We start from the raw sequence: 12,393 nt of genomic DNA, 5'->3' as shown, positions 1-12,393 counted from the left end.
TTCCGTTTACGCAAAAGCAACGAAGACTCCACTGGTGCCGTAATGGCTGACGAGAGAACCGCGCGCCCTGTTTCCGGCGAAATCATGACCGGCACGGCAACAAATGCCGCGCCGGAGCGCGTCATCTTCGAGGCGGCCGACATCGTCGACGCGGACTTTATCGTGCTGCCGCGTTTTGCCGCGCGACCGGAAACGGCGCCGCCCCAGCAACTCCCCTCGACGCCGTCGATCGAAGGCATGGGCATGCTGCGCAAACCGGAGGCCGCGCTCTCGCGGCCCGCGCGGCGGGGCGGTCCGATGTTCTGGATTTCCGGCGTCGGCATAGCGCTGGTCTCCTTCTGGGTATCGGGCGGCCATGCGCTGGTCGGGCAGGGGCCGTTCCGGGTGGCCGCGGGGCCGGCGAGCGCGCTGACCATTTCCGGCGTGACGTCGCGCATCGATGCTTCAGGCCTGAAGCCGGTGCTGTTCGTTGACGGCGAGGCAGCCAATGACGGGATGAGGTCGGAGGCATTGCCGCCGCTCGAAATCCGCGTCACCGACAATGACAGCAACATCATCCGCTACAGGCTGGGGACATCCAACCGCTCGCTGGTGCCGGGCGAAAGATTCGGCTTTTCCAGCCGCCTCGATGTGCCTAGAAACGGCGTCAGGACAGTCTCCGTAATCTTCGCCGGCTAGGTGTGTCGATATTCAGGTGAGGCCGGCCTGCAAACGATGGCTTTCTGCGCTTCCGACGCTCACGTACTGAATGTACGCCCCGCTCCGGTTCTCGAAAGCCATCATTTTCGGCTCGGCCTGACCTGAATCTCAACACACCTAGCGCCCGGCATTGCAGTCGATTTGAAGGACAAAAAGAATGCCAGTTGTGCGCGGCAAGGACATCGAGGTCCTGTTTTCGGCGTCGGCGATCGCGCGCCGCAATCTCGAGCTCGCCAAGGAAATCGCCGGGCGCGACTATCACGACCTCTTGGTGATCTCGATCCTCAAGGGCTCGTTCGTCTTCGCCGCCGATCTCATCCGCGCGATGCATGATGTCGGCCTGTCGCCGGAAGTCGAGTTCATCTTCATCTCCAGCTACGGCGCCGGGACCACGAGCGGCGAGGTGAGGGTGCTGCGCGACATCGACAATGAGGTCGCCGGCCGCGACGTGCTGTTGATCGACGACATTCTGGAATCCGGCAAGACGCTTTCCTACACCCGCGACCTGATGCTTTCGCGTGGCGCCAAGAGCTGCGCCATCGCGGTGCTGCTCGACAAGCGCATGCGCCGCCAGACCGCGCTCAACGCCGACTATGTCGGCTTCGACTGCCCGGACTATTTCGTCGTCGGCTACGGCATGGACGTCGCCCATGCGTTCCGCGAGCTGCCTTTTGTCGGCGTGGTCAAGGGCGACGCCTGAAGCGGCGGCCAAAGCGCGTCGCGATTTCAGGTTCGCTCCATGCGCTTTAGCTTTTTGATTTTGCGCATGTTTTTGTCCCGAAACCGGCTACCACTCTCGGGAGACATGCCTTTAAGTCATCCCGAAAAGTCGCCGATCGTTAGAATTTTCAGAAAACATCAACGTTTCGGCGGCATCTATTTCGCCATGGCAAAGCTTCTGATCGTCGAGGACGACGAGTCCGTCCGCACCCTCGCTGCCCGCGCGCTGGAGCGCGACGGCCACAATGTCACCATCGCCACCGACGGCGCGCAGGGGCTGGACACCATCCGCCAGGCCCGTGGCGGCTACGATCTTGTCGTGTCCGACATCCGCATGCCGGAGATGGACGGCATCGAGATGGCGACAGCGGCGGCGAGAGAATTCCCGACGATGAAGATCATGTTGATGACCGGCTATGCCGACCAGCGCGAGCGCGCCGAGGAACTCAACGGCATCATCCTCGACGTGGTGCAGAAGCCGTTCACGCTTGCCGAAATTCGCGCCCGCGTCGGTAAGGCGTTAAGCTGCTTCGCTTGAAACGGCACCAGCCGCCGGAGCGGCACTTCGCCGGCGCTCGCCGTTGAGCGCAAGGAGGCCGGCGCCGATGATCAGCGCCGCACCCAGCACGGTCGTTTCACGCGGCACTTCGGCAAAGAACAGGAAACCCCACAGCGGCGACCACAGGATGCCGGTATATTCGAACGTGGCGACGCGGTTGGCCGGCGCCATGCGGTAGGCCTGCGACAATAGGATCATGCCGGCGGAGGCGACGAAACCGCAGGCGGCCATCTTCAGGAAATCCGGCATTGTCGGCCACACCCACGACCGCACCAGGAAATCGACGCTCGGATGCGCCGCATGAGTGATGCCGGCAAGGTGGAACACAGTTGCAACAGCAATCGCGCCGCTCAGATAGGCGCCGTTCTGGTAGAAGGCCATCACAGTCGACGATTCGGTGTCGCCAATACGGCGCGCCATCAACTGCGAACAACCGTAGAGGCAGGCTGAGCCCAGCGACAGCAACGCCGCCCAGTCGAACACGCCGGCGCCGGGACGCACCATCACAACCACGCCGACCAGGCCGATCAGCACCGTCGCCAGGGTTTTCCAGGAGACGCGCTCGCCGAGATAAGGCCCGGCCATCGCCATGATGAACAGCGGCGCCATGAAATAGAGCGCCACCGCGTCGGCCAGCGGCAAAGCCGCGATCGCCAGGTAGTAGACCGTGTAGGAGGAGAACTGGATGAAGGCGCGCAGCGTCAGCATGCCGAAGCGCTTCGACAGCACCGCTCTCAGGCCGACATCGGCCTGGACGATGACGATCAGGATCGGCAGCGCGACGATGGCGCGGATCGCCATCACCTCGGTCACCGGATAGCTACCCGACACCGCCTTCACCAGCGGATCCTGCAGCGAAAAAACCAGCACGCCGAGGCAGAGGCTCAGAATGCCAAGCACCATCCGGTTCCGCATCGTCGTTCCAGCGAAAAAGAGCCCGCTACCGTTTCGGGCAGCGGGCGCGAGTGAGGACTCTTCGAATTGGTCCGCGACCGATTCGCGGCCGCATATCCAATGGGTGCGCGACTATCCCGCCGCGTTTGACATGTTGCAAACGAATTGGAATGATGCCAGCAATCAGATTCTCTTATGGCGAATTCGATGAGACCAGTCCTCGACAGCGACCTCCTACGTACCTTCGTAGCGGTGGCCGAAACCGGCAATTTCACTCGCGCGGCAGAGAAAGCCGGGCGCACCCAATCGGCCGTTTCGATGCAGATGAAGAAGCTGGAGGACATGGTCGGCGACAATCTGTTCGAACGCGGCTCGCGCGGCGTGGCGCTGACACGCCGCGGCGGCGAGCTCATCGCCAACGCGCGCCGGATTGTCTCGCTGCTCGACGAGACTGCCGCCTCGCTGGTGGCGCCGCCGCTCGGCGGACTGGTGCGCATCGGCATCCCGGCCGAATATGGCCGTTCGATCCTGTCGCGGGCGCTCGGCGAATTCGCCAAGCGCCATCCTCGCGTCGAGGTCACGGTGCGTTATGCGCATTCGGATTCGCAGGTGAGGGCGCTCGCGGCCGGCGAACTCGATCTCGCCGTTGTGTTCGAATGGGAAGGGTTTTCCGGTGGCGAGGTGCTGATGCACGACCCGACGGTGTGGGTGACATCGACGCTGCATCACATGCATGAGGAACGGCCGGTGCCGATCGCGCTTTACAGCCGCAACGGCTGGTGCCGCGACTTCGCGATCAAGTCGCTACAGCAGCGCGGCCTCGACTACCGTGTCGCCTACACCAGCGACACCAATGGCGGCCTGACGCTCGCGGTGACTTCCGGCCTGGCGATCGCGCCGATCTCGCGCAGCAATATCCCGCCCGATTGCCGGGAACTGACGGCCACCGACGGGTTCGGCGACATCGATTCCTCCAACGTGGTGCTGCATCGCAATCCGCTGGCGACAGGCGAAGCGATCGACGGCATGGAGAATGCGATCCGCGAGGCTTTCATGCTGACCAGGCAGGCGGGCGCGAAGGTCGACCTTTAATCCGGCGGACCGCTTTCGATCTGCCTGTGCCAGCGCATGGCATCGTCGAGGCGATCGTCGCCCCAGAACAACTCGCCGTCGACGACGAAGCTCGGCGAGCCGAAAATGCCGAGCGCCTTGGCCTGTTCGGTCGCGGCCGCGAGATCAGCCTTGGCGGCGTCGCTGTCGGCCTGCCGCAGGACCGGCTCCGGCTTTTGTCCTGCTTTCTCGATGCTTGCGGAGATGTTCGGCTCGCTGCCCGCCGGCTCGCCCATCTCGAACCAGCGCCGGTAGCTCTCCCTGGCATAGGCCTCGCACCAGCCGTCGCGCGCGGCGATGATCGCGACACGGTTTGCGCGCTCGAGTTCAGCAAGCGGATAGGGCGCAGGCAGCTTCGGCACCATGTTGTACATCGCCGCGCGGCGCTCGATGTCGCGCCACATATAGGCGGCCTTCGCAGGCTTCCTGGCGAAAGGGATGTTGTCCATCTCGATCATGATGGCGCGCACGTTGAATGGCCGCCAGCGGAACTCGATGCCGGTCTCGGCCTGGACCCCCGCCAGCCGCATCACCGAAAGGTAGCTGTAGGTGCTGCCGATGGAAAACCAGAAGTCGATCATCGCCCTATCCCATCGGCCGCGACGCTATCGGTTCTGACTTTGCGCGGCAATCTCGCGACACCGATGGGCGCCGACTATTTCAGCTCCAGCAGCCTTTCGAGATAGCTGCGCTCGATGTCGGGGCTCAGCGCGTTGCCGAGCCGCTTGCGGATCGCGTCGAGGATCTGGCGGGCGCGCTGCACGTCGATCTCGTCGGGAACCTTGACCGAGGTGCCGTCATCAGGGCCGTTGGTGGCGCGCGGCCGTCCAAGCGGATCGCGATCGGCGTTCTGCTCGCGGCCGCCCTGCTCGCTGCCGCCCTGGTCGCCCTGCATGGCCTGCATCTGCTTCATCATATCCTTGGCGCCACGGCGCAGTGCCTCCAGCGCACGGCCCTGGTGCCCGACCGCCTGGTCGCCGTCGCCCTGGCCGAGCGACCGTTCGGCGTCGCCCATCGATTTACCGGCCTCGCCAAAACCCTCATTGGGCTCCATGCCAAGGCCCTCGAGGCCCTTCTTCAACTGGTCGAGGTCGCTTTGCAGCTGGCCCTGGCCTTCCTGCAACTGCTTCAGCGCATCGGCCAGGTCCTTGGGCGACATTTTCGGCCGTCCCAGCGGATCACGGTCCTGGCCGGGGCCAGGCCGCTGTTCGTCCTGGCCCTGCTGCGGCTCGCCATCCTCGCCCAGCTGTTGATCGCCGTCCTGGCCACGCTGGCCGCGCTGCATCTGGTCAAGGCGGAAGGTGTCGTTCATCATCTCCTGCTGGCGGCGCATGATGTCGCCGAGCTTATCCATCTGCTGGCGCATCTCGCTGTCCTGCTCGCCGCCCGGCTGCTGACGGCCGGCCTGCAGGTTGTTCATCATGTCCTGCAGTTCGGACAGCAGCTGCTGGGCCTTGTCGCGATCGCCCGATTTGGCCAGGTTCTCGATCTGGTCCATCATGCGGTCGATGTCGCTCTGGCGCAGCTCGCGGCCGTTTTGCTGCATCTGCGGCGCGTTCGGGTTCTGCTGCGCGCGCTGGGCGAATTCCTGCAGGAACTGGTTCATCGCCTCGCGCAGTTCCTTCATCGCCTTCTCGATCTCCTGGTCGCTGGCGCCGTTCTTGATGGCGTCCTGCAGCGCCTGCTGCGCCTGGCGCAGCCGCCGCTCGGCGGCCGACAGATTGCCTTCCTCGATGCCGAGTGCGATCTCCCACAGATAGGACACGACGTTGCGCAACTGGTCGTCGCTGTCGGACAGCTTCAGGCGGCTCCTGGCGCTCATGATGGCGAGATAGTTCGACATGTTGTCGAACGTATCCTCGGGACGCAGCGTGATTGCGTCGATCAGGTCGAGAACGCGCGGCTTGGCATTGGTGTCGAGCGCCAGCAGCCGGCGCTGTTCAATCACCGCGCGGGCCAGCGGGTTGGCGAAGGGCCGCTCCGGCATGACAAGCGTCCTGGTGTCGCTGGTCGCGGTGTGGCCGGCATCGTCGGTGACGCTCAGCGTCAGCTTGATGCTGGAGCCGGCCCAGACATGCTCGGTCAGGTCCTTGGTCGTCTTGGCCACATTCGTCTTGCCGCCGCGGCGCGGCAGGGTCAGCGGCATGTCGGGCGGGCCGTAGAGCGGATGGACGTTGGCGGTCGGCGGGTCCGACAGGTCGAAAACGGCCTTGGCGGAGGCGGCGCCGTAGTCGTCGGCGATCTCATAGTTGAGCTCGATGGAGCCGTTGACGGCGCGTTTCGGCTCGCCGACGAAGCGGATCGTCGGCGGCTTGTCGGGGATCACGGCAAAGGCCCAGTGGCCAAGATCGCCGTCACCGGAACTCAGCGTCAGCGTGCCGGCGGTGTTCAGCTTGCCGGAGAACTGGCGCACCTTGGGCGCCGCCTGGCTGGCGGCGGGCGCGGCCGCCTTGGGCGCCGCGGGTTCGATGGCGCGGGCATTGCCGCCCGTATCGGCATAGCTCAGCGTTTCCTCGCCAGAGCCGCCGGTGACGCGCAGTGAGATGTCACTGCCTTGCGGAACCGAGAAGGTCTGGACGGCCTGGTTGGCATCGGCGGTGAGGAACAGCGGTGCCTTGCCGGTATAGGCGGGCGGCGTCACCCAGGCGTCGATGCGCGGCGGCACGGTATCGCGTGCGGCGCGGGCGACGAAACCGTCGCTCACCCTGCCGCCAAAGGGGCCGAAGGAGAAGGCGAGAGCGGTGACGAGCAGCAGCCCGGCTATGGCGCGCAGGCCCCAGCGGTCGTAGTTCGGCACGCTGCTGCGCGGCCGGTCGGCGCCAAGGTTCGAAAGCCGCTCGGCCATGCGCTTCTGGTGCTCGCGCCACAGCGCCTGCGAGAAGATGCTCTCGGCGCCGCTCGGACGGTCGGTCTGCACCTGCACCGGGCTGTGCAGCAATGCGTTCGCCGCCTCGATGCGCCGGTCGACCTCGGCGGCCGTCGGAATGCGGAAGAAGCGGAGCGGATAGAGTGCAGCGATCGCCGCCAGCGCGAACAGGATCAGAAGGCCGATGCGCGCTGCGTCCGGCAGACGCAGGAACAGACCGAACCAGGAAAAGCTGAGGAACAGGCTGACCAAGACCAGCAGCGGCAGCACGAGCGGCCAGCCGCGCTCGGAGACCATCGAGGCCCGCGTCGCCAATCGGCTGAGCGCCAGGCGTGCGGCCAGGCTGCGCTCGCCGCTGGAAGTGGGTCGTTCCGTCATCGGCCCTTCCTGCCCGGGCAGGATAGCCCGGACGTCATCACCAGAAGGATACCAGCAAACACGGCAAAGGCGAGGCGGGTTCCAAAAACGTGAAGCGGTTTGCCCGGGTTATGATCAGAAATTGGCCGGATTCGTGTTGGAACCGCAGACCAGGACCGCCACTCGCTCGCCCTCAGCCGGCTCATAACGTCCGGAAAGCACGGCGGCGAAGGCTGCCGCGCCGCCCGGTTCGGCGATGATTCGCACACGGTCCCACAGCGCTTTTTGCGCGGCGACGATGTCGTCGTCGCTGACCAGGATCGAGCGCTCGACGAAAGCTTCGGCGAGCGGGAACATCATTTCGCCGACCCGCTTCGGCGCCAGCGAATCGGCGGCAATGCCTTCGGCTGGCGCATCCACCGGCTCGCCGGCTTCCAAAGCGCGGTAGAGCGTCGGCGCGCCCTCGGGCTCGATGGCGATGATGCGGATGCGCCCCGAGAACCAGGCGGCGGTGCCGCCGATCAGCCCGCCGCCGCCGACGGCGACCAGCAGCGTGTCGATTTCCGGCAGATCGGCCTCGATCTCCATGCCGAGCGTGCCCTGGCCGAGCAGCGTTTCCTCCTGGTTAAAGGCATGGATCTGCAGGGCGCCGGTCCTCGCCGCGAAGTCCTCGCTGGCGGCCAGCGCCTCGGCATAGCGCGCGCCGCCGACCACCAGCTCGGCGCCATAGCCGCGAATGCGCTCGATCTTGGCAGGCGGGCTGACCTCGGGCACGAAGATAGACGCCTTGTGTCCGAGCTTCATGGCGGCATAAGCGACCGCCGCGCCGTGATTGCCGCCCGACGCCGCGACCACGCCAGCTTTTGGCGCCGGCCGCGTAAGCAGGTTGGTGAAGGCGCCGCGCGCCTTGAAGGAGCCGGAATGCTGCAGGCATTCGAGCTTCAGATCGACCGGAAAGGGCGACTTACCGAAATCCGCCATGTCGACGCGCATCACCGGCGTGTGGCGCACATAGGGCCGGATGCGCGGTTCGATTGCGGCGATGCGCTCGCGCGTGATCGTTCTGGTCTTCACCATGGCCTGCTCCTCGGGTTGACTTCAATTAGTAACTTAGCAAAATGGCTAAATGCAAGAGGTCGACATCTTCAAGGCATTTGCCAACGAGCGCCGGCTGCAGATCCTCAATTGGCTCAAGGATCCGCGCGCGCATTTTCCACGCCAGGCCGATGGCGATCTGGTCGATGACGGTGTCTGCGCGCTGCTGATCGCCGAAAAGCTCGGCATCACCCAGGCGACGCTGAGCGAGCATATGCGCGTGCTGACCCAGGCCGGCCTGCTCAGCACCAAGCGCACCAAGCAATGGACATTCTATCGCCGCGACGAGGGCCGGATCGCCGAAGCCAAGGCGCTTATCCAAGAGAAGATCTAGCGTTAGACGGGAGAGGCTATTTCAGCCAATCGGGGATCGAATCCAGTCCGATCAGGTCTTCATAGGTCTGGCGCGGCCGCACGACATGGAAGCGGTCGCCGTCGACCAGGACCTCCGGCACCAGAAGCCTGGTGTTGTAGGTGCCAGCCTGCACCGCGCCATAGGCGCCGGCGGTGGAAACGGCGATCAAGTCGCCCGCCTTGAGCCTTTGCAGGTCGCGATCAAGGCCGATGAAGTCGCCGGTCTCGCAGACCGGGCCGACGACGTCGACCTTCATGCGCGGCGTCGATGCCGGCGGCTGCACCACCGACCTGATGTCATGGAAGGCGTCATAAAGCGTCGGCCGGATCAGGTCGTTCATGGCGGCGTCGATGATGAGGAAATTCTTGGCGTCGCCTTCCTTCACATAGACGACTTGCGACACCAGGATGCCGGCATTGCCGACGATCAGGCGGCCTGGTTCGAACATCACCTTGAGATCGAGCTTGGCGACGTGCTTCCTGACGATCTCGGCATAGGCGTCGGGCAAGGGCGGTGGGCTGTTGTCGACACGGTAGGGAATGCCGAGGCCGCCGCCGAGATCGACATGCTCGATCGCATGCCCGTCGGCTCGCAACGCTCCAACCAATTCGACCAACAACGCGAAGGCGTCGTCGAACGGCTGCAGCTCGGTGATCTGGCTGCCGATATGGGTGTCGATGCCGGTCACCTTGATGCCCGGCAACTCAGCCGCGCGGGCATAGACCTGCCGCGCGCGCTGCCATGGAATGCCGAACTTGTTCTCGGCCTTGCCGGTCGAGATCTTCTTGTGCGTCCTGGCATCGACATCCGGGTTGATGCGCAGCGAGACGGACGCCACCTTGCCGAGCGCCACGGCGCGCGCCGATAGCAGCTCGAGTTCAGGCTCGGATTCGACGTTGAAGCAAAGGATGCCGGCGTTGAGCGCGAAGTCCATCTCGCGCGCGGTCTTGCCGACGCCGGAAAACAGGATCTTGTTGGCCGGGATGCCGGCGGCCAAGGCGCGCCGCAGTTCGCCTTCCGAGACCACGTCGGCGCCCGCGCCCTGCCTGGCGAGCGTCCTCAGCACGGCTTGGTTGGAGTTCGCCTTCATGGCGTAGCAGACCAGCGCGTCGAGGCCGGCGAAGGCCTCCTTGAAAACACGGAAATGCCTGGTCAGCGTCGCCGTCGAATAACAATAGAAGGGCGTGCCGACCTCGGCTGCGATATCGGGGATCGCGACGTCTTCGGCATGGAGCACGCCGTCGCGGTAATCGAAGTGGTTCACGAGGATTGGTTCCGGAAAAGATCAAAGCAAGGGGTCGAGAATGAACTTCTTGTCCTTGACCGGTTTTTCCGGCTCGGGCGGCACCGGCTGCTTGGCGCGCTCGGCATCCTTGCGCGCCTGCTCTGCCGCCTCATAGGGCGTGTCGAGCCCGGTCTTCCTGCCGCAGGCCGTGACGGTGACAACCGCCGCCAGCAGCGCGAGCGTCACCAAAATCCTGCTACGGGTCATCGATTCATCCGTTCGAACTGTTGCTTGTGCCGCCGCTTTTAGCCGAGTTTTTGGCGCTTTGCATCCCGGCAATTGTATTGCTGCATGTCGTTGTCCCCGAACCGCCGCGCACTTCTGGGCGACATGCATTAAGCCTTGGTGAGCCGCTTTTTCCAGTAGCGGATCTGCTTTCGCACTTCCGATGGCGCGGTGCCGCCGAAGCTCGTGCGGCTCTTCACCGAATTCTGCACGGCAAGCACCGAGAAGATATCCTCGGTGATGCCGGAATCGATCGAGCGCAGATCCTCCAGCGAGAGCTTCTCCAGTCCGACCTGCCTTTCCTCGGCCAGCGCCACGGCGCGGCCGGTGACATGATGGGCTTCGCGGAAGGGCAGGCCGAGATTGCGCACCAGCCAGTCTGCAAGGTCGGTCGCCGTGGCGTGACCGGCGCCGGCGGCCTTCTTCATGGCGGCGGCATTGACGGTCATGTCGCGCACCATGCCGGTGGTCGCGGCCAGCATCAGGTCGAGCGTCTCGGCGGCGTCGAAGACCGCTTCCTTGTCCTCCTGCATGTCCTTGCCGTAGCTCAGCGGCATGCCCTTCATCACCGTCAGCAGGCCAACCAGGTGGCCGTTGACGCGGCCGGCCTTGCCGCGCACCAGCTCGGCGGCGTCCGGGTTCTTCTTCTGCGGCATGATCGAGGAGCCGGTGGAGAAGGAATCCGAGAGCCGGATGAAGCCGAATTGCGGCGTCGACCAGATGACGATCTCCTCGGCGAGCCTGGATAGATGCGTGCCGCAGATCGCGGCCAGGCTCAGGAATTCGAGCGCGAAGTCACGGTCCGACACGCTGTCGAGGGAATTGCGCGTCGGCTCGCGGAAACCGAGCGCCTTCGCCGTCATGTGGCGGTCGATGGAAAAGCTGGTGCCGGCAAGGGCTGCCGCGCCCAGCGGGCTCTCATCCATGCGCTCGATGGCGTCGCGGACGCGCGACAGGTCGCGGCCGAACATCTCGACATAGGCCATCAGATGATGGCCGAAGGTCACCGGCTGCGCCGCCTGCAGATGGGTGAAGCCGGGCATGACGGTTGCCGCATGCTCCTCGGCGCGTTCGAGGAAGGCGGCGATCAGGTCCTTCAGCGCCTCGGCGACGCGCAGGCATTCCTGCTTGACCCAGAGTCTGAGGTCGACCGCAACCTGGTCGTTGCGCGAACGGGCGGTGTGCAGGCGTCCAGCCGCCGGGCCGATCAGGTCGGCAAGCCGGGCCTCGACATTCATGTGGATGTCTTCCAGCCTGGTCGAGAATTCGAACTTGCCACCCTCGATCTCTTTCAGGATCGTGTTCAGCCCGTGAGCGATTTTTTCTTGATCGGCGGCTGAAATAATGCCCGTTTCAGCCAGCATCTCGCTGTGGGCAATCGAACCGCTTATGTCCTGCGCATAGAGCTTGCGGTCGAAGCCGATCGACGCGTTGATCGCTTCCATGATCGCGGCCGGACCCGAGGCAAAACGTCCGCCCCACATCTGGTTGCTGGCCTTCTTGTCGCTCATCGCTATAACCCGTGCTCCGGAGCAGTTTTGAAAATGGCAGACGGCAGTAGATTTTTGTTTCCGGCTACGCGCCTCATCCTCGCCGCTTTGGTGGCGGGCGTGCTGGCCGGCGCGGTCGCGGTATATGTCAGCGAGAGCGGTTCTGGCAACAATGCTCCGGAGAAGGCCGCCGCCGTCGCCGGCACGGGCGATGCCGCCTGCGCGGCCAAATCCGCACGCGCCAAGGCTGTCGCGGCGAAAGCCGTCGGCCAGGTCGCGGCACTGCAGCCGGCGGATCCGCCGCAATCGCTGAAAAGCCTGGCTTTCAACGGCCCCGACGGCAAGCCGATGACGATTGCCGACCATGCCGGCAAGACCGTGCTGCTCAATCTCTGGGCGACATGGTGTGCGCCATGCCGGGCCGAGATGCCGGCGCTCGATGCGCTGCAGAAGGAAAAAGGCAGCAATGCCTTCGAGGTCGTCGCGGTCAATGTCGACACCGGCGACGACACGAAGCCGAAAAAGTTCCTCAAGGAGATCGGCGTCGAGACGCTCGGCTTCTACCGGGACCCGACGATCGCCCTGTTCAACGAGGCGAAGACGCGCGGGTTGGCGCTCGGGCTTCCGGTGACCATGCTGATCGACGGCGAAGGCTGCCTGATCGCGCATATGAACGGCCCGGCCGAGTGGTCGAGCCCCGACGCCAAGCGGCTGGTGGAAGCGGCGCTAACGCCGTGA

The 12,393-nt window shown here is 64.8% G+C and carries 13 protein-coding genes; 6 read left to right on the top strand and 7 right to left on the bottom strand.

Annotated elements, in window-relative coordinates:
- Positions 1-42: 42 nt before the first annotated feature.
- The 3 genes from EN869_RS04980 to EN869_RS04970 all read left to right on the top strand — a co-directional run bounded on the left by EN869_RS04980 (position 43) and on the right by EN869_RS04970 (position 1,957).
- The gene (locus EN869_RS04980) at positions 43-678 is read left to right on the top strand and encodes a hypothetical protein (protein ID WP_127225196.1); all 636 of its coding nucleotides are present in this window, start codon (positions 43-45) and stop codon (positions 676-678) included.
- A 178-nt stretch (positions 679-856) separates the two neighbouring features.
- Positions 857-1,399 (top strand): hypoxanthine phosphoribosyltransferase, encoded by a 543-nt coding sequence (gene hpt, locus EN869_RS04975; RefSeq protein ID WP_095816886.1) that lies wholly within the window; start codon positions 857-859, stop codon positions 1,397-1,399.
- A gap of 186 nt (positions 1,400-1,585) precedes the next feature.
- On the top strand, positions 1,586-1,957 hold the full coding sequence (locus EN869_RS04970; RefSeq protein ID WP_127225195.1) for a response regulator: 372 nt from the start codon (positions 1,586-1,588) through the stop codon (positions 1,955-1,957).
- Here EN869_RS04970 and EN869_RS04965 read toward each other — a convergent pair.
- Complete coding sequence (locus EN869_RS04965; RefSeq protein WP_127225194.1) at positions 1,940-2,893, bottom strand: DMT family transporter; 954 nt, start codon at positions 2,891-2,893, stop codon at positions 1,940-1,942. The two genes, EN869_RS04970 and EN869_RS04965, sit on opposite strands and share 18 nt — an antisense overlap.
- Positions 2,894-3,079: 186 nt before the next feature.
- On the opposite strand from EN869_RS04965, the gene EN869_RS04960 reads away from it, so the two are divergent.
- Complete coding sequence (locus tag EN869_RS04960; protein WP_127225193.1) at positions 3,080-3,964, top strand: LysR substrate-binding domain-containing protein; 885 nt, start codon at positions 3,080-3,082, stop codon at positions 3,962-3,964.
- Here the strand turns inward: EN869_RS04960 and EN869_RS04955 are convergent.
- The 3 genes from EN869_RS04955 to EN869_RS04945 form a co-directional block, all read right to left on the bottom strand.
- Positions 3,961-4,563, bottom strand: coding sequence for a DsbA family protein (locus tag EN869_RS04955; protein ID WP_127225192.1), 603 nt, complete (start codon positions 4,561-4,563; stop codon positions 3,961-3,963). The genes EN869_RS04960 and EN869_RS04955 overlap by 4 nt on opposite strands.
- A gap of 74 nt (positions 4,564-4,637) precedes the next feature.
- Positions 4,638-7,226 carry a TIGR02302 family protein gene (locus EN869_RS04950; RefSeq protein ID WP_127225191.1) on the bottom strand — a complete coding sequence of 863 codons (2,589 nt, stop codon included), beginning with the start codon at positions 7,224-7,226 and terminating at the stop codon, positions 4,638-4,640.
- Positions 7,227-7,340: 114 nt separating this feature from the next.
- Positions 7,341-8,282, bottom strand: coding sequence for a threonine/serine dehydratase (locus tag EN869_RS04945; protein ID WP_127225190.1), 942 nt, complete (start codon positions 8,280-8,282; stop codon positions 7,341-7,343).
- Positions 8,283-8,331: 49 nt separating this feature from the next.
- Between EN869_RS04945 and EN869_RS04940 the strand changes: the two genes are divergently transcribed.
- Complete coding sequence (locus EN869_RS04940; RefSeq protein WP_127225189.1) at positions 8,332-8,634, top strand: metalloregulator ArsR/SmtB family transcription factor; 303 nt, start codon at positions 8,332-8,334, stop codon at positions 8,632-8,634.
- Between the two features lie 16 nt (positions 8,635-8,650).
- Here the strand turns inward: EN869_RS04940 and lysA are convergent, their stop codons facing one another.
- The 3 genes from lysA to argH form a co-directional block, all read right to left on the bottom strand.
- A complete protein-coding gene (gene lysA / locus EN869_RS04935; protein WP_127225188.1) occupies positions 8,651-9,919 on the bottom strand; it encodes a diaminopimelate decarboxylase in 1,269 nt (422 codons plus the stop codon).
- A 21-nt stretch (positions 9,920-9,940) separates the two neighbouring features.
- Positions 9,941-10,147, bottom strand: coding sequence for a lipoprotein (locus tag EN869_RS04930; RefSeq protein ID WP_112100590.1), 207 nt, complete (start codon positions 10,145-10,147; stop codon positions 9,941-9,943).
- A 128-nt stretch (positions 10,148-10,275) separates the two neighbouring features.
- Complete coding sequence (gene argH / locus EN869_RS04925; RefSeq protein WP_127225187.1) at positions 10,276-11,676, bottom strand: argininosuccinate lyase; 1,401 nt, start codon at positions 11,674-11,676, stop codon at positions 10,276-10,278.
- 33 nt (positions 11,677-11,709) lie between these two features.
- Between argH and EN869_RS04920 the strand changes: the two genes are divergently transcribed.
- Positions 11,710-12,393 carry a TlpA disulfide reductase family protein gene (locus EN869_RS04920; protein WP_127225186.1) on the top strand — a complete coding sequence of 228 codons (684 nt, stop codon included), beginning with the start codon at positions 11,710-11,712 and terminating at the stop codon, positions 12,391-12,393.

It is taken from the genome of Mesorhizobium sp. M2D.F.Ca.ET.226.01.1.1 (assembly GCF_004022705.2).
Classification (GTDB): Bacteria; Pseudomonadota; Alphaproteobacteria; order Rhizobiales; family Rhizobiaceae; genus Mesorhizobium.
Note: the sequence above shows the minus strand (reverse complement) of the source record. Positions and strands in the feature narration are given on the sequence as shown.

Bases quoted from the DNA above. Each gene is read 5' to 3' on its own strand.
- EN869_RS04980 (WP_127225196.1), top strand. From the start codon at position 43: ATGGCTGACGAGAGAACCGCGCGCCCTGTTTCCGGCGAAATCATGACC.
- hpt (WP_095816886.1), top strand. From the start codon at position 857: ATGCCAGTTGTGCGCGGCAAGGACATCGAGGTCCTGTTTTCGGCGTCG.
- EN869_RS04970 (WP_127225195.1), top strand. From the start codon at position 1,586: ATGGCAAAGCTTCTGATCGTCGAGGACGACGAGTCCGTCCGCACCCTC.
- EN869_RS04965 (WP_127225194.1), bottom strand. From the start codon at position 2,893: ATGCGGAACCGGATGGTGCTTGGCATTCTGAGCCTCTGCCTCGGCGTG.
- EN869_RS04960 (WP_127225193.1), top strand. From the start codon at position 3,080: ATGAGACCAGTCCTCGACAGCGACCTCCTACGTACCTTCGTAGCGGTG.
- EN869_RS04955 (WP_127225192.1), bottom strand. From the start codon at position 4,563: ATGATCGACTTCTGGTTTTCCATCGGCAGCACCTACAGCTACCTTTCG.
- EN869_RS04950 (WP_127225191.1), bottom strand. From the start codon at position 7,226: ATGACGGAACGACCCACTTCCAGCGGCGAGCGCAGCCTGGCCGCACGC.
- EN869_RS04945 (WP_127225190.1), bottom strand. From the start codon at position 8,282: ATGGTGAAGACCAGAACGATCACGCGCGAGCGCATCGCCGCAATCGAA.
- EN869_RS04940 (WP_127225189.1), top strand. From the start codon at position 8,332: ATGCAAGAGGTCGACATCTTCAAGGCATTTGCCAACGAGCGCCGGCTG.
- EN869_RS04930 (WP_112100590.1), bottom strand. From the start codon at position 10,147: ATGACCCGTAGCAGGATTTTGGTGACGCTCGCGCTGCTGGCGGCGGTT.
- argH (WP_127225187.1), bottom strand. From the start codon at position 11,676: ATGAGCGACAAGAAGGCCAGCAACCAGATGTGGGGCGGACGTTTTGCC.
- EN869_RS04920 (WP_127225186.1), top strand. From the start codon at position 11,710: ATGGCAGACGGCAGTAGATTTTTGTTTCCGGCTACGCGCCTCATCCTC.